The organism is Allobosea sp. (genome assembly GCF_030695125.1).
In the GTDB taxonomy this organism is placed as follows: Bacteria; Pseudomonadota; Alphaproteobacteria; order Rhizobiales; family Beijerinckiaceae; genus Allobosea.
Genome location: NZ_JAUYTP010000016.1, coordinates 164,878 through 180,488, shown reverse-complemented (window position 1 = coordinate 180,488; position 15,611 = coordinate 164,878). Strand labels below are relative to the sequence as shown.

The following is a 15,611-nucleotide window of genomic DNA, read 5'->3' as shown; positions in this document are numbered from 1 at the left end:
GGTCAAGCCTTTGAAGGCGGTGCCTTCAGATGGCTGTAGAGTGCGGTGACGCCATGATCGTCGTACCATGACAACATGCGCCGGATCGTCTGCTCGAACGAGTAGCGCGGACGCCAGCCGAAGGTCGCAATGGTCTTCGATGGATCGAGAACGACCGCCGGAACGTCGTCGGCGCCGGGCTCGACCTCGGGCACCGGCTCCTTCAGCTCGATTCCGAGGTGATCGACCACGATGTCGAAGATCTCCTTGATCGTGTGCCCCGTACCGGTCGAAACGTTGAAGAGTCCGGTCGGTGCACCATCGGCCATCACCGCATCCATGACCGAGAAAAAGTCGTCCATGTCGATGAAGTCGCGCACGGTCTTCGAGCAGAAGCAGCCCTTGCCGGCTTTCAGCCTCGTATAGAACGTCGGGATCGGGCCGATGGCGAGGCGGGGCCCGGTGACATTGGCGAGACGCAGCGAGACGAAGGGCAGGCCGGACATGGCGAGATAGTTTTCGCCGGCCTGCTTGGAGATGCCGTAGCTGGTAAAGGGGCGCGCCGGTGCGTCGGCGGGAATCGGCAGCCGATCGGGTCGGCCATAGCCGAGAGCGGTGTGGAAATTGACGAAGCGCTTGATGCCCGCCGACCGCGCGGCCTCGACGACATGGATCGTGCCCTCGACATTGGTGCGCGTATCCTCGAGCCAGTCGTCGGGATCCTTGTAGGCCGCGGCGGAATGGACGACATGGCTAGGCTTGAACGCGGCGAACAGCTTGTCGACCAGGGCGCGGTCCTGAACGTTGCCATCGACAACGGTAAGCCCCGGATGCGCCTCCGGCAGCGAACCGCGGTGACCGGTCGCAAAATTGTCGAGCACCAGGACTTCATACCCGGCTTCGAGATAACGCTCGGTCAGGTTCGAGCCGAGGCATCCGGCGCCGCCCGTGATGAGGATACGCATGCTCGCCTCAGCCCTTGGCCGGCGTCTTGATGTCGGCGCGGGCTTCCTTGAGGTGGGTGTAGCCGCCGACGACGCCCTCCTTCTCCCAACGCTCGACCGACAGCCGTGCGATCTCGTCGAGCGGTGTGAACTCGACATCGCCGAAATCGGCGAAGGTCCGAGAGGGATCGAGCAGGATGGAAGCAGCGTCGTCCGGTCCGAGCGGCTTCACTTCCGGCTCCGGATAGTCATTGAGCTTCATCGCCTTGACCACCGCGTCGTAAAGCTCGCGGATTGCGACGTCCTTGCCAGAGGAGAAGTGGTAGGTGCCGTTGCCCCGGCCGTCCGCGGCCTGGACCACGACCTTGGCGAGATCTCCCGCATAACAGAAATCGCGCCGGGCCGGCGTCACGAAGCACTTCTTTCCTTCGGCAAGCCGGCCATAGAAGATCGGCAGCGGGCCGGAGACATTGCGCGGCCCAATGACGTTGGCGAGGCGGAACGTCACCCAATCGACGCCTGCGAACTGGACATAATGTTCGCCCGCGGTCTTCGAGATCGCATAGCTCGAATTGACCGGGTTGATCGGATGGTCGAGCTGGATCGGCTGCTGCAGCGGCTTGGTGCCGTAGCAGAGGGCCGTCTGGAAATAGATCAGCCGGCCGACCTTATGGAGCTTGCAGCCCTTGGCGATGTTGGCGCCACCGACAGCATTGACCAGCGCATCGGTCTCCCAGTCATCCGGATCCTTGTAGGATGCGGCCGTATGCACGACGACATCCGGCTTGAAATCGCTGAAGAGCTGATCGACGAGCTTCCAGTCGGTGATCGAGCCCTCGACCTGCGTCAGGCGCTCCTGATCGAGAAGGTTGTCCTTCCGGCCAGTGGAGAAGTTCTCGAGCGACATCACGCTGTCGCCGCGCGCCAGGAACATATCCGCCACGGTCGAGCCGACCTGGCCGGAGCCGCCCGTAATGAAGACCTTCATGATTCTGATCCCGTAAATTGCTGGAGTTATTCGGCCGCGACCGGTGCTGGCTCGATCTCGTCGAGCATGCGCCGATAGGAGGCGGCGCGGTCGTGGAAGGTCTGCTGCCAGAGTTCGAGGCTGAGCAGACCCCAGGTCTTGCGCGAGAAGCGCTCGGCCTTGTCAAAATTGGCGAGGATCGCGTCAGAGTTGAAAAACTCGCGCCGCCGGCTCTTCTGGGTGGCGAAGATATCTGCGACCATGTCCTTGAGTTCGCCCGAAAACCACTCCTTGAGCGGCACGGGGAAGCCCATCTTGTCGCGCCGCTGCGCCAACTCCTGTGGCAGATCGCCCGAAAAGGTCGACTTGATGAAGTGCTTCATCTGGCCGCCCTTGAACTTGATGTCGGCAGGGATGGTCGCCGCAAACTCCACGACCGAATGGTCGAGCAGCGGCACGCGCGATTCCAACCCATGCGCCATCGACATCCGGTCCTCGACCTGCAGAAGGGCGGGCAGGAGGCACTTGAAATCGAAATGCGTCATCGAGTCGAAATAGGCTTCCTTCTTCACATTCCGCTCGGAGTTAAAGATCGCCTGGAAGCGTGAGAACACACCGGCTCTGTCGAGCGCCGACCAATCGACCTCATCTTCCATGTCGGAGGATCGATCGATCAGTCGGAAATAACGCTCGTCGAGCGGGCCGAACAGACCCTTGGAAAACAGTTGCCGGATCAGGGGCTTGTATTCCTGCAACACCGTCAGGTGCGGAATGATCGATTCAGGCGTCACGACAAAATTGCCGTTGCGCTGAGTACCATCGATCGAGGCTTTGATCGCCTGTTCGAGATAGGCGATCAGATAGCGCGCATACCCGCCGAAAATTTCGTCGCCACCTTGTCCGCCCAACACCACCTTGACGTGGCGGGCGGCCAGTTCAGAGACCATGTATTGCGGAAAGGACCCTGGGCCGCCCACGGGCGTGTCGAGATGGTAGAGGACCTTCTGGATATTGTTCCGGAAATCATCGGCGGTGATGTCGATCTGGTGCAACTCGATCCCGCCGTCACGGCAAGCCGCTTCGGCATACGCGCTCTCGTCGTAGCCTGGGAATTCGGTAAATTTTCCGTGGAATCCGATGCGCCCGGAGGCTTCCTCGCGCCCGGCCAGGATGCCGATCAGGCTGGAATCGATGCCTCCTGAGATATAGGCCCCAACCGGCACGTCGGAGCGCAGATGCATGCGGACCGAATCCGCCAATCGTCCACGCATCTCCTCTGCAAACCAGCGCGGCGTGTGATCCCAGTCGATGTCGTAATGAACGTCCCAATAGCGAAAAACTTTGATTTCGCCGTTCTCGACCGTCAAGGCATGGCCTGGCAGGAGCGTATGAACCTGCTTGAAAAGCGTCTTTTCGCCGATCGTGTATTGAAAAGTCATGTACTCGGCGAGCGCTTCCGAGTCTGTCGCGATGTCCGGCAGGATCGGCAGCAGCGCCTTCATCTCTGAACCGAAGTAGAGCGTGCCATCAACCACTGCATAATAGAACGGCTTGATGCCGAAACGGTCTCGCGCCGCAAAGAAGCGCTCCCCGTCCCAGAGGCCGAATGCGAACATGCCGCGCAGGTGCTTCAGGCAGTCCACACCCCATTTCGCATAGGCGGCCAGCACGGTCTCCGTGTCAGACGAGGACCGGAAAGACCAACCGGACTTCAGCTCATCCATCAATTCGAGATAGTTGTAGATTTCGCCATTGAACGTGACGACCGCGCCACTCTGCCCGACCATCGGCTGGTGCCCGTTGGGCGACAGGTCGATGATGGCAAGCCGACGATGGGCAAGGCCACAGACGTCCGATGGAGCGCGCCAAAAACCGTGACCGTCAGGGCCACGATGTGCAATCAACTGATTCATGGCGGCGAGTGCACTGTCGAGCCGCTTAATCGGCTGGCGCGTTAAAGATACCGCTCCGACGATGCCGCACATTCGGGATACTTTCTTTGGTAGCACTCAGGTTGGCGCAATTTGCCGGTCGCGCCGGCAGGCCAGACCTCGGCACGACAGCGTTTAGCAGGGCGATCGAGGCTTGTCAGCTTGAGGGGATCAATCCGCGCATCGTCACATCGTGACTCCGACACGCTCGCCCCAAATGCCGAGATTGATGATGCGCCACAGCGTGAAATCGAGCGGGCGGTCACCGTCGAGCATTTCCCTTGCCAACGCCCGAACCCCGTCCGCGTTCATCAGGCCGGGGAAGCGAGACAGAGTTTTCTCGATCCCGTCCTCGACAAGCCCTCGAAGAGGCCCGCGAAACCAGATTTGTTCCGGCGTAGCAAAACCGAGTTTGTCGCGGCGCTCCCGAATGACTTCCGGCAGGACATGGGACATCCCCTTGCGCAGGACGCGCTTGGTGTCGCCGCCAACGATTTTGTGGTCGTTGCCCAGGGCCAGATTGAATTCGACCAACGGATGATCGAGGAAGGGGACCCGCGCTTCGATGGAGTGGGCCATCGAGTTCCGATCTTCCCAATGCAGCAGCATCGCCAGATTGGAACCGTAGGTCAGCGTCATGCACAATGTGCGGATATCCGCGACGGTCGGCAAGCCGAGTTCGTCGCTGGCAAGCTGTAAAGCGCCCTTGGGGTTTCCCTTGCTGCGAATGATGTCGGTTCCCAGCCAATCATGCTGCGTCAGCGCGCGATGCTGGCTACGCAGCAACCCCGCAACCTTCGGCGGCAACAGCGGAACAAGATGATTTCGGATCTGCTCGTAGACAGAAGTGCCATGATAACGGTTGCGCTCGATGATCGTGCGTATCAACTGCCCGAACTGCCGGCGGCGCGTTAAATCTGCCATATAGTACGAAAAGCCGCTGTGGTATCCGGCCAGCTGCTCATCGGCCCCCTGGCCATCAAGCATCACCTTGACACCGACACGCTTGGCCTCCTCGAAGACACACCATTGCGCGAAAATCGACGTCGAGCCGAAGGGCTCGTCCTGGTGCCAGGTAATATCCGATGCACGTTGAAAGACATCTTCTGCTTTGGGAAAAATGAAATGCGGCTCGGTGTGAGCATGCGCGACGACCGCATCCATAAAGGGCTTCTCGTCGACACTTTTTTCAGCGTAGCAGGCTGAAACTGTATTGACCTTCGCCCCTCCTTCGCCAGAACCCATCATGCCCGACATCAGACAGACAATAGCGGACGAATCCAGTCCTCCCGAAAGACACGATCCAACAGCAACGTCTGATCGCAAGTGCAGCTTGACGGATTCAGTTAAAAGCTCGCGGAACCGTTCACCTGCCTCCTCCTCAGAGATAGACAGATCGCCCGCAACAGCCGGATACCAGCGACGCACCTTGACTTCGATCGCGCCGGCTTCGCTGGCATCAATGCTGACGCATTCTCCTCCGCGGACCTGGCTTACGCCTTCGAACATCGTCTCCGACGTATGATCCGAGATGCCGGAGCTGAGAAAATCATGCACCCGGGCTATGTTCATGCGATTGGTTGCGCTCGGCAGTCCCAGCAGCTGCTTGATCTCCGAAGCGAACGCGACGCCGCGAGGCGAGGACGTCATATAGAGCGGCTTGATCCCGTACCGGTCCCGCGCGGCAAAGAGCTTCTTGTCACGGCGATCCCAGATCAGGAACGAAAACATCCCGCGCAAACGGGGCAAGGCGTTTTCGCCCCAAAGCAGGTAAGCCCGGAGCAGAACCTCCGAATCGGATTCGCTGACGAAAACCTCGCCTTTTGCGCGCATCTCCTCGCGCAATTCGATGTAATTGTAGATTTCGCCGTTGAAGACCATCTGGTAGCGGCCAGACGCATCGCCCATGGGCTGAAGCCCCGCGTCTGAGACGTCGATGATCGCGAGGCGCCGATGGCCCAGTGCCACGGGGCCCTTGGGTGACGAATAAACCTCCCAGCCGCGCCCGTCAGGGCCGCGGTGGGCGACGATGTCGATTCTTGCAGCATCGGGCTCAAATCCGATCGACCCGAAGATTCCGCACATGAGCTTTTCTCGAAAAAATTCGTTGGATTGCACCGAATGTGCAGAGGCGGGCTTATAACGAGGCCGATCCGGTTCGTCGAGAACCGTCCAAGCCCGCAAACCTTGATCTCAAAGCCTGCCGCGTGAGCCCACGCATCTCCCAGTGGTGGCCTTTAATGCCATGACCTGCTCGCATGACTGTCAGGAAGGGCGCCGTCGTCCGGTCATTTCAATCGGCAATCGTCCGCCAGCCGAGCCGCCACTCCTTGACAGATGGCGGCCGGCTGGCTCTTCCATCCACCAGGATCGACACCGAACCTCTCTCCTGCTCCGGAGCGCCCTGGCGTGTCACTGAAATTCCTCGTCACGGGCGGTGCCGGCTTCATCGGCTCGGCGGTCGTGCGCAAGCTGATCGGCGAGACGGAGGCAAACGTCTGCGTCGTCGACAAGCTGACCTATGCCGGCAATCTCGCTTCGCTCGCGCCGGTCGCCGGCAGCAACCGCTACCGCTTCGAGCAGGTCGATATCGGCGATGGCGAACGGGTGCGCGCGATCTTCTCCGACTTCGACCCCGACATCGTCCTGCATCTGGCGGCCGAAAGCCATGTCGATCGCTCGATCGACGGGCCCGGCGACTTCATCCAGACCAATATCGTGGGCACCTTCGCGCTGCTGCAGGAGGCGCTGCGCCATTGGCATGGGCTCGACCAGGCTCGCAAGGCGGCTTTCCGCTTCCACCATGTCTCGACCGACGAGGTCTTCGGCTCGCTTGGCCCCGAGGGCTTCTTCCGCGAGGACACGGCCTATCAGCCCAACTCGCCCTATTCGGCGTCCAAGGCAGCCTCCGACCATCTGGTGCGCGCCTGGCACCACACCTATGGCCTGCCGACGGTGATGACCAATTGCTCGAACAATTACGGGCCGTATCACTTCCCCGAAAAGCTGATCCCGCTGACGATCATCAACGCGCTCGAGGGCAAGCCGCTGCCGGTCTATGGCAACGGCCTCAACGTGCGCGACTGGCTCTATGTCGACGACCATGCCGATGCGCTGCTGACGGTGGCCGCGAAGGGCGTCGTCGGCGAGACCTATAATATCGGCGGCCATAACGAGAAGACCAATCTCGATGTGGTGAAGTGCATCTGCGCCCTGCTCGACGCGTTGCGCCCCGACCCGGCCGGGCCGCATGAGCGCCTCATCACCTACGTAACCGACCGGCCCGGGCATGATGCGCGCTATGCCATCGATGCCGGCAAGATCGGCCGTGAACTCGGCTGGACGCCGAAGGAGACGTTCGACACAGGCTTGCGGCGCACGGTCGAATGGTATCTGGCCAATCCCGGCTGGTGGGGCGATATCCGCTCGGGCGTCTATCGCGGCGAGCGCCTCGGCGCGGCCTGAACGAAACCGGACGAACCCATGCTGAGCGTCGAACCGACCGCGATTCCCGCCGTCAAGATCATCACCCCGAAGAAGCATGGCGACCATCGCGGCTTTTTCTCCGAGGTGTACAACCGCGCCGCGATGGCCGAGGCCGGGATCGACCTCGTCTTCGTGCAGGACAATCACTCGCTCTCGGGACCCGTCGGCACGTTGCGGGGGCTCCACTTCCAATCGCCGCCCTTCGCGCAGGACAAGCTCGTGCGCGTGACCCGGGGGCGCATCCTGGACATCGCCGTCGATATCCGCGCCTCTTCGCCGAGCTTCGGCCGGCATGTCGCCGTCGAGCTCTCGGCGGAAAACTGGCGCCAGCTCCTCGTGCCCGTCGGCTTTGCGCATGGCTTCGTGACGCTCGAACCCGACACCGAGGTGCTCTACAAGGTCAGCGCGCCCTACGGGCCTGCCAACGACCATGGGCTGGCCTTCGACGATCCGGCGCTGGGGATCGACTGGCGCCTGCCGCTTGGCGACCTCGTGCTGTCGGACAAGGACCAACGGCACCCGCGGCTGTCCGATCTGCCGCGCTATTTCGACTGATCGGCATGCGCATCACCGTGACCGGACATTCGGGACAGGTCGTGCGCGCCATGGGCGAGCGCGCGCCACAGGGCGTCAGCGTCACCGCGCTCGGCCGGCCGGAACTCGATCTCGAACGGCTCGAGACGATCGCTCCGGCGATCCGTGCCAGCCGACCGGATGTCGTCGTCAACGCGGCGGCGTTCACCGCCGTCGATCTGGCCGAGAGCCAGGACGAGACGGCGCGGCTGGTCAACGGTGCGGCGGCCGGTGAGGTGGCCAAGGCAGCGGCTGCGCTCGGCGTCCCCGTGATCCAGATCTCGACCGACTATGTCTTCGACGGCCGGCTCGACCGGCCCTATCGCGAGGACGACCCGGTCGGCCCGATCTCGGCCTATGGCCGCAGCAAGCTCGAGGGCGAGCGCGCGGTGGCCGCCGCGACGGGCAACCATGCGATTCTGCGCACCGCCTGGGTCTACAGCCCCTTCGGCAGGAACTTCGTCAGGACGATGCTGCGGCTGGCGGAGACGCGCGACTCGGTCGCCGTCGTGGCGGATCAGTCCGGATGCCCCACCAGCGCGCTCGAAATCGCCGATGCGATCTTCACTGTGGCGCGCAATCTCACCGAGAGCCCGGATAAGGCAGCCCTGCGCGGCATCTTCCATATGGGCGCGCAAGGCGCGGCCGTTTGGGCCGACATCGCCGAGGCGATCTTCGCCGAGCGCGAGCGACTGGGGTGCTCGCCCGTGCGGGTCGAGCGCATCGCCACCGCCGATTATCCGACACCGGCCCAAAGGCCGGCAAATTCGAGGCTGGATTCCGCCAGGCTCGCCGCGATTCACCGGGTCACGCTGCCGCCCTGGCAGGACGCGCTGCGGTCCTGCGTGCGCAGGCTCCTGACCGAACACCAGACGGGATAGACGACGATGAAGGGGATCATCCTGGCCGGCGGCTCCGGCACGCGACTCCATCCGATGACGCTGGCGATGTCGAAGCAGCTTCTGCCGGTCTACGACAAGCCGATGATCTATTATCCGCTGTCGACGCTGATGCTGGCCGGCATCCGCGAGGTGCTGATCATCTCGACGCCGCACGACCTGCCGCATTTTCAGCGCCTGCTCGGCGATGGCTCCGACTGGGGCATGGCGCTGTCCTATGCGCAGCAGCCGCATCCGGGCGGTCTGGCGCAGGCCTACATCATCGGCGCCGATTTCGTCGCGGGCGAGCCTTCCGTCCTGATCCTCGGCGACAACCTCTTCTACGGCCATACCCTGCCAGAGATGATGGCGTCGGCCGCGGCGCGCCCCAAGGGCGCCAGCGTCTTCGCCTATCACGTTCGTGATCCCGAGCGTTATGGCGTGGTCGAGTTCGATGCCGCCGGCGCGGCGATCTCGATCGAGGAGAAGCCAGCGGCGCCGAAGTCGAACTGGGCGGTCACCGGGCTTTACTTCTACGATGCCCAGGTCGTCGACATCGCCGCCAGCCTCAAGCCGTCCGCGCGCGGCGAGCTTGAGATCACGGACGTCAACCGCGTCTATCTGGAGCGCGGCGAGCTCTCCGTCGCATGCATGGGCCGCGGCTTCGCCTGGCTCGACACCGGCACGCCCGACAGCCTGCTGCAGGCCTCGGAATTTGTCCGGACGCTCGAAAGCCGGCAGGATCTGCGCATCGCCTGCCCCGAGGAGATCGCCGCGCGACAAGGGTGGATTTCTCCGCTGCAGCTCGCCGCGCTGGGAGAGAAGCTCAAGAAGGGCGATTACGGTCAGTATATCCTGCGGATCGCGCGCGAACTGGCGCGGTGATGCAGGACGCGCGTGGGACGCCTCGCTGCGATGGCGTCCTTCGGGGCCGTCGCGCCGGTCAGGCCGTCGCCCGCCGCGCGATATCGAGGCCTTCCTGGAGCAGGGCGTCTGCTCCGGCCTGATCGGGCGCCTCGACATAAACCCGCAGTTCCGGCGCATTGCCGGAGGCGCGGATATGGACCGTGGTGCCGTCGCCCAGCGTGAGGCGCAGGCCGTCGCGCCGGTCGCGGGCCGCCACGCCGCCATGGCCGGCAAACGCCGCATCGCGAAAAGCGGGGTTGTCCGCGTCGAGCCTGGCGATGAAGGCGGCCGTCTTCTCCTGAGGCACCTCCTGGAGGCGATTCGATAGGGCGATGGCAAAATTCTGCTCGGCGGCGAGGCGGCTCAGCGGCTTCTGGGCGCGGGCAGTGGCCGTCAGGGTGGCGAGGATCGGCAGCATCGCGTCGCGGGTCGGCAGGGCGGCGAGGCTGACGCCCTCATGCGCGACATCCGAGCCGAGCAGCACGCCGCCATTGGCCTCGAAGCCGACCACGAGGCGCGCGCCGGCTGCCGTCGCCTCCGCCATGCCGGCGATGACATAGGGGGAGCCGACGCGGGTGCGGACCACCTGCTGGAACAGGCCCAGCCGCTCCAGCGCCGAGTTCGAGGTCACAGGCGTCACGATCGCGTCCGCACCGAGAAAGGCCGCCGTCAGCGCGCCGACGAGATCGCCGCGGAGGAACCGGCCCGCCTCGTCGGCGACCAGCGGGCGATCGGCATCGCCATCGGTCGAGACGATCGCGTCGAGCTTCTGGCTGCCGGCCCATTCGATTGCCAGCGCCACGTCCTCGGGACGCAGCGCCTCGGTGTCGACGGGGATGAAGCGGTCGGCGCGTCCGAGCGGGACGGGCGTGGCCCCGAGCGCGGAGACGAGATCGCAGATCACGTCGCGCCCGACCGAGGAATGCTGGTAGACGCCGACCGTCAGGCCCCGCAGGGCATCCGCGCCGAAGAATTCGCGATAGCGGGCCTGGTAGGCGGCCAGCGCATCGTGCCTACGGGGCGTGACGGGCTCGTCGGGGACGACAGCGAGGTTCAGTTTCGCATGCCAGGCGAGGATCCGCGCCTCGTCCGCCTTATCGATCTCGCCCTGGCGGCGGTAGAATTTGAGGCCATTGCGATCATCGGGGATATGGCTGCCGGTGACCATGATGGCCGGCGCGCCGCGCTGCGCGGCCGCGAGTGCCAGTGCCGGCGTCGGGATCGCCCCACAATCGACCGCAACCAGCCCGGCATCGACGATGGCCCGTGCGCATTGCGCCGCGATCAGCGGGCTCGACGAGCGCAGATCCCGCCCGATCAGAACCTCCCCGCCTGGCCCCGCCGCGCCGTCCTCGCCGATCACCGCGCAGAAGGCGCGGACATGGCTGTAGGCCGGCAGGCCGACGAGCTCGGTGACGAGGCCGCGCAGACCCGAGGTTCCGAATTTGAGACTCGTCATCGGGACCACCTGTCACGGGTGCGGATACGGTTCATGCCGTCGTTGCAGACGGCTTCAGGGCGCCAGGGTTCCTAATCTGACGCGGCCACCGAAGGCAACGGGGTGCCGCAAGACGATGCGCGGCCAGATCGGCCCCGCATCGTCCCCGCTCAGCGCTCGGCCGACGCCGCCCAGATGTTGACGCCGCCCTCGCCGGCATGCTGGTCGATCAGCTTCAGCTCCTCGGCGCTGAAATCAGGGCGCTTGAGGGCGGCGACGCAATCCTCGACCTGTTCGGGGCGGCTGGCGCCGATCAGGGCCGACGTGACGCGGCCGCCGCGCAGGACCCAGGCGATCGCCATCTGGGCGAGGCTCTGGCCGCGCCCGGCCGCGATCTCGTTCAGCGCCGCGATGCGCTTCAGATTGTCGTCGGAGAGGAAGCCGTCGCGGAAGGACGGCGCCTTCTTGGCGGCGCGGCTGCCATCGGGGACACCGCCGAGATATTTCGAGGTCAGCATGCCCTGCGCCAGCGGCGAGAACACGATCGAGCCGATGCCCTCCTGATCCAGCGTGTCGAGCAGGCCGTCCTCCTCGATCCAGCGGTTGATCATCGAATAGCTCGGCTGGTGGATCAGGCAGGGCGTGCCGAGGCGGCGCAGGATGGCGGCCGCCTCGCGGGTGCGCCTGGCGTTGTAGGAGGACAGCCCGACATAGAGCGCCTTGCCCTGGCGCACGGCTGTGTCGAGCGCTCCCATCGTCTCTTCCAGAGGCGTGTCGGGGTCGAAGCGGTGCGAATAGAAGATGTCGACATAGTCGAGCTTCATCCGCTTCAGGCTCTGGTCGAGGCTGGAGAGCAGGTATTTGCGACTGCCCCACTCGCCATAGGGGCCCGGTCCCATGCGGTAGCCGGCCTTGGTCGAGATCACCAGTTCGTCGCGATGCGCGGCGAAATCCTGGCGCAGGATTGTCCCGAACGCCGTCTCCGCCGAACCCGGTGGCGGCCCGTAATTATTCGCGAGATCGAAATGGGTGATGCCGAGATCGAAGGCGGTGCGACAGATCCGCCGGCCGAGATCGGGCGCGGTGGTCTCGCCGAAATTGTGCCAGAGGCCGAGCGACAGGGCCGGAAGCTTGAGACCGCTGCGGCCGCAGCGGTTGTAGGTCATCTGGTCATAGCGGGTTTCGCTGGGCATGGTCTGGCGTACGCTCCTGGCTGTCCTGTTCGAACGTGATCGTAGCCTGCGTGCGCGGGCCGCAGCAATCGTGGCGCGACGCCATCGCTGCTTGCGCGCGAGATTGCGGCGAGCGGCCATTGCCCTGTTTTGGGCGACGCTCGACTGCAGCCGTGCCGTTCTGCGGCTCGGCTGTTTCGGCGGCGACGACCTCGCCGCCGGGCTAGGGGGGCGGCGCCAGCAAGAACTGCGCGATAGCCCGAGCGGCGACATGATGGCCGTGCGCATTCCAGTGCGCGTCCGACGGAAAATCGAAACGTTTTTGTTGCTTGGCCCAATCGGCAGCAAAGACCGGGTGAAGATCCAGAAACGGCAGCCCTTGAGCCCTGGCCGTGTCCGCAACGATCGCGTTGAGAACAAGCGCTGGGCTGGAGACCACGCCTGCTTGGATGGCGCCTCGGTCTCCATCCATCACGAGATGCAGCGAAGCACCCGCACTGCGCGCCAAGGCAGAGAGCCGGGCGAAGGCGTGGTGCGTCGCAACGCGGATATCGGCTTCGCGAGGCAGCACTTCGCTGACATCGATGTTGGCCGCATAGCGCGGATCGGACGCGCGCGCCGGGCCGAGAAAAAAGTCCGCCAAGGTTTGCGGCCGCACCTGCCAGCGATACAAAAAGTACCGGGCGATCGCGGTGCGTCGTAGGAATTCCAACGCCCCAGGCCGCCAGGGCTCCGGCGGCAGTTCCCCAAGAAACCTTCCGTTGGTGATGTTGAATTTCAGGAAGCTCGACGTATAGCGCCCAGGCCGCAACACGAAGCTCTCATCGAAATCGTTATGGACCAGGACCACGACGATCCGGTCGGGACGAAAGCGTGCCACCTCGCGCTCGACCATGTGCACATACTGGCTGAGGGGCGCGCCTGAAATGCCGAAGCGGTAAGTCTCGACTGGACGCTCGCCCGACATCGCCTGCGCGACGCCTTCAACGAAACTCATGCTCACCGGAACCTGCAGAGCCTCGACGAAGCTGTCGCCGACAAAGGCGATGCGGGAGACGCCCGGCCGGCGCTCGGTCGCATAGTCGGCAAGCGGTGAGTTCCAGCCCTGTGCGTTGATCGAAAAGGGGGCCGCGATATCGTCGCGCACCCGCCAGACTCCCGTCTGGCCCGGCGCGTAGCGAACCACGTCGTTGATGAGGGCGTTGCGCGGCACGTCGCTGCCAGGCAGCACGATCCTGAAAACGAAGAATTCGCAGATCGCGAGGAAGAACAGCGCGCTGGCGACAGCAAGCCCAAGGTTGAGCATGGCTTCGCGCCGGCGCGTGAATCGGGCGGACCTCACGACTTCAGTCGAGTTCGAACGAGGACTTGTAGTCATGCATCAGTCCCGGGTTCTGCAACTCCTTGCGGAGCAGACAATCGCCGACGATCAACATCTCGATGTCCGAGCCCATGAAGCAGCGGAATGCGTCCTCCGGCGTGCAGACGATCGGCTCGCCGCGCACGTTGAAGCTGGTGTTGATGAGTACGCTGCACCCGGTCGCCGCCTTGAAGGCGCGGAGCAGTCCGTGGAAGCGAGGGTTTGTCTCGGCATGCACGGTCTGGAGTCGCGCCGAATAATCAACGTGAGTGACCGCCGGAATGTCCGAGCGAACGACATTGAGCTTGTCGATCCCAAACAAGCCTTGCTCCTCGGGTGTCATCGCGTGTCGCCGCGCCTCGACGACGTCGGCGACGAACAGCATATAGGGCGATGGGCCCTCATGCTCGAACCAACTGGAGACGTCCTCCGCAAGCACGGCCGGTGCGAACGGCCGGAACGATTCGCGGTACTTGACCCGCAAATTCAGGGTCCGCTGCATGACAGGGCTGCGCGGGTCGCCCAGAATCGAGCGGTTGCCGAGCGAACGGGGGCCAAACTCCATCCTCCCCTGGAACCAGCCGATCGCTTGGCCTTCACCGAGGGCCGCGACCGTCCTGGCGAGAAGTTCCTCCTCTTCGAGCGTCTCGAAGACGGCTCCGGCGGCGGTAAGGCGCGCTTCGGTATCGGACTGGCCGTAAGCAGGGCCGAGATAAGCGCCAGACATTGCGTCGAGCGTTTTGGGCGTTTCGCGCGCTCCGCCAAACTGGAGGTGATGCGTCGCAAGCGCAGCCCCCAGCGCGCCGCCGGCGTCTCCCGCGGCAGGCTGAACCCACAGGTTCTTGAAACGCCCATCGCGCAGAATCTTTCCGTTCGCGACGCAATTGAGCGCGACGCCACCGGCGAGGCAAAGATTCCGCTCGCCGGTCTCGATCGACAGCGCCCGCGTCATCCTGAGGACGATCTCTTCCGTGACAGCCTGGATCGAGGCGGCGATATCCATGTGGAAAGGGCGCAGCGGAGATTCAGCGCTGCGCGCTGGTTCTCCGAACAGCGCCTCGAAACGCGGGTTGATCATGGTTAACCCGCCCATATAGTCGAAATAGGTCTGGTCCAGCCGGAAGCTACCATCCTCCTTCAGGTCCACCAGGCGGTCGAGGATGGTCTGCGCGAAACGCGGCGCGCCATAGGGAGCAAGCCCCATCAGCTTGTATTCGCCGGAATTGACCTTGAAGCCGGCATAATGCGTGAAGGCGGAATAGAGCAGCCCCAGCGAATGCGGGAAGTGCAGTTCCTTGACGATATCCAAAGCCGCGCCGTTGCCGAGCGCGACCGACGTCGTAGGCCATTCGCCGACGCCGTCGAGGGTCAGGACCAGTGCGCGTTCGAAAGGCGAGGGATAGAACGCGCTCGCCGCATGGCTCAGATGGTGTTCGCAGAAGTGCAGGCGCGCCGGATCGAAGCCCGCATCGATGGCTTTGAGCTCGTCGGAGAGTAGGCGCTTCTGGAAGAGCTTCTCGCGCAGCCAAAGCGGCATGGCGGTCAGGAACTGCCGAAAGCCAGCGGGCGCGACCGAGAGATAGGTTTCGAGCAGCCGCTCGAACTTCAGGAACGGCTTTTCATAGAACACGACGGCGTCGAGTTCGGAGAGAGTGGCTTTCGCCTCCGCAAGACAGTAGCGGACGGCGTTCGCCGGAAAGACGGCGTCGTGCTTGACCCGGGTAAAGCGTTCCTCCTGTGCAGCGGCAAACGGCCGGCCATCGACCACGAGCGCAGCAGCGGAGTCATGGTAGTAGGCAGACAGCCCCAGAATGCGCATCTGCGACCCTAAAACAGGGTGTAGACAAAGGGTGCGATCGCTGAGCCCTTGGTCAGCACGAGAAGTCCGCCCAAAAGCGCCATCATCAAGACGATCGGCATCAGCCAGTACTTCTTACGAGCGAGCATGAACTCGCCGAGTTCGCTCAAAAAAGACAT

At 63.8% G+C, this 15,611-nt stretch carries 13 protein-coding genes; 4 read left to right on the top strand and 9 right to left on the bottom strand.

What is annotated here, in order from left to right; translation table 11 throughout:
* Window positions 1-2: 2 nt before the first annotated feature.
* The 4 genes from Q8S38_RS04210 to asnB (Q8S38_RS04195) form a co-directional block, all read right to left on the bottom strand.
* Window positions 3-944 (bottom strand): NAD-dependent epimerase/dehydratase family protein, encoded by a 942-nt coding sequence (locus Q8S38_RS04210; protein WP_305679169.1) that lies wholly within the window; start codon window positions 942-944, stop codon window positions 3-5.
* Window positions 945-951: 7 nt separating this feature from the next.
* Complete coding sequence (locus Q8S38_RS04205; protein ID WP_305679168.1) at window positions 952-1,911, bottom strand: NAD-dependent epimerase/dehydratase family protein; 960 nt, start codon at window positions 1,909-1,911, stop codon at window positions 952-954.
* 26 nt (window positions 1,912-1,937) lie between these two features.
* On the bottom strand, window positions 1,938-3,875 hold the full coding sequence (gene asnB, locus Q8S38_RS04200) for an asparagine synthase (glutamine-hydrolyzing) (RefSeq protein ID WP_305679167.1): 1,938 nt from the start codon (window positions 3,873-3,875) through the stop codon (window positions 1,938-1,940).
* A gap of 132 nt (window positions 3,876-4,007) precedes the next feature.
* Window positions 4,008-5,906, bottom strand: a complete 1,899-nt coding sequence (asnB, locus tag Q8S38_RS04195) for an asparagine synthase (glutamine-hydrolyzing) (RefSeq protein ID WP_305679166.1) — start codon at window positions 5,904-5,906, stop codon at window positions 4,008-4,010.
* 324 nt (window positions 5,907-6,230) lie between these two features.
* Between asnB (Q8S38_RS04195) and rfbB the strand changes: the two genes are divergently transcribed.
* Genes rfbB through rfbA form a run of 4 tightly spaced genes read left to right on the top strand, consistent with a single transcriptional unit; the run spans window position 6,231 to window position 9,643 of the window.
* On the top strand, window positions 6,231-7,286 hold the full coding sequence (gene rfbB / locus Q8S38_RS04190) for a dTDP-glucose 4,6-dehydratase (protein WP_305679165.1): 1,056 nt from the start codon (window positions 6,231-6,233) through the stop codon (window positions 7,284-7,286).
* An 18-nt stretch (window positions 7,287-7,304) separates the two neighbouring features.
* Window positions 7,305-7,862, top strand: a complete 558-nt coding sequence (gene rfbC / locus Q8S38_RS04185; RefSeq protein WP_305679164.1) for a dTDP-4-dehydrorhamnose 3,5-epimerase — start codon at window positions 7,305-7,307, stop codon at window positions 7,860-7,862.
* 5 nt (window positions 7,863-7,867) lie between these two features.
* The gene (rfbD, locus tag Q8S38_RS04180) at window positions 7,868-8,761 is read left to right on the top strand and encodes a dTDP-4-dehydrorhamnose reductase (protein ID WP_305679163.1); all 894 of its coding nucleotides are present in this window, start codon (window positions 7,868-7,870) and stop codon (window positions 8,759-8,761) included.
* A 6-nt stretch (window positions 8,762-8,767) separates the two neighbouring features.
* Window positions 8,768-9,643 carry a glucose-1-phosphate thymidylyltransferase RfbA gene (rfbA, locus tag Q8S38_RS04175; RefSeq protein WP_305679162.1) on the top strand — a complete coding sequence of 292 codons (876 nt, stop codon included), beginning with the start codon at window positions 8,768-8,770 and terminating at the stop codon, window positions 9,641-9,643.
* A gap of 58 nt (window positions 9,644-9,701) precedes the next feature.
* On the opposite strand, the gene Q8S38_RS04170 is transcribed toward rfbA, so the two are convergent.
* From Q8S38_RS04170 to Q8S38_RS04150, 5 genes are all read right to left on the bottom strand, one after another.
* Complete coding sequence (locus Q8S38_RS04170; protein WP_305679161.1) at window positions 9,702-11,123, bottom strand: phosphomannomutase; 1,422 nt, start codon at window positions 11,121-11,123, stop codon at window positions 9,702-9,704.
* A 149-nt stretch (window positions 11,124-11,272) separates the two neighbouring features.
* Entirely contained in the window at window positions 11,273-12,295 is a 1,023-nt protein-coding gene (mgrA, locus tag Q8S38_RS04165) for an L-glyceraldehyde 3-phosphate reductase (RefSeq protein ID WP_305679160.1), read from the bottom strand.
* 202 nt (window positions 12,296-12,497) lie between these two features.
* Entirely contained in the window at window positions 12,498-13,580 is a 1,083-nt protein-coding gene (locus Q8S38_RS04160) for an SGNH/GDSL hydrolase family protein (protein WP_305679159.1), read from the bottom strand.
* Between the two features lie 40 nt (window positions 13,581-13,620).
* Complete coding sequence (locus tag Q8S38_RS04155; RefSeq protein ID WP_305679158.1) at window positions 13,621-15,453, bottom strand: carbamoyltransferase family protein; 1,833 nt, start codon at window positions 15,451-15,453, stop codon at window positions 13,621-13,623.
* Window positions 15,454-15,461: 8 nt separating this feature from the next.
* Window positions 15,462-15,611 carry a DUF5989 family protein gene (locus tag Q8S38_RS04150; protein ID WP_267520496.1) on the bottom strand — a complete coding sequence of 50 codons (150 nt, stop codon included), beginning with the start codon at window positions 15,609-15,611 and terminating at the stop codon, window positions 15,462-15,464.

Excerpts from the sequence above, each read along its gene's own strand:
- rfbD (WP_305679163.1), top strand. The coding sequence starts at position 7,868 with ATGCGCATCACCGTGACCGGACATTCGGGACAGGTCGTGCGCGCCATG.
- Q8S38_RS04150 (WP_267520496.1), bottom strand. The coding sequence starts at position 15,611 with ATGTCTTTTTTGAGCGAACTCGGCGAGTTCATGCTCGCTCGTAAGAAG.
- mgrA (WP_305679160.1), bottom strand. The coding sequence starts at position 12,295 with ATGCCCAGCGAAACCCGCTATGACCAGATGACCTACAACCGCTGCGGC.
- asnB (WP_305679166.1), bottom strand. The coding sequence starts at position 5,906 with ATGTGCGGAATCTTCGGGTCGATCGGATTTGAGCCCGATGCTGCAAGA.
- Q8S38_RS04155 (WP_305679158.1), bottom strand. The coding sequence starts at position 15,453 with ATGCGCATTCTGGGGCTGTCTGCCTACTACCATGACTCCGCTGCTGCG.
- rfbC (WP_305679164.1), top strand. The coding sequence starts at position 7,305 with ATGCTGAGCGTCGAACCGACCGCGATTCCCGCCGTCAAGATCATCACC.
- rfbA (WP_305679162.1), top strand. The coding sequence starts at position 8,768 with ATGAAGGGGATCATCCTGGCCGGCGGCTCCGGCACGCGACTCCATCCG.
- asnB (WP_305679167.1), bottom strand. The coding sequence starts at position 3,875 with ATGTGCGGCATCGTCGGAGCGGTATCTTTAACGCGCCAGCCGATTAAG.
- Q8S38_RS04205 (WP_305679168.1), bottom strand. The coding sequence starts at position 1,911 with ATGAAGGTCTTCATTACGGGCGGCTCCGGCCAGGTCGGCTCGACCGTG.
- Q8S38_RS04210 (WP_305679169.1), bottom strand. The coding sequence starts at position 944 with ATGCGTATCCTCATCACGGGCGGCGCCGGATGCCTCGGCTCGAACCTG.
- Q8S38_RS04160 (WP_305679159.1), bottom strand. The coding sequence starts at position 13,580 with ATGCTCAACCTTGGGCTTGCTGTCGCCAGCGCGCTGTTCTTCCTCGCG.
- Q8S38_RS04170 (WP_305679161.1), bottom strand. The coding sequence starts at position 11,123 with ATGACGAGTCTCAAATTCGGAACCTCGGGTCTGCGCGGCCTCGTCACC.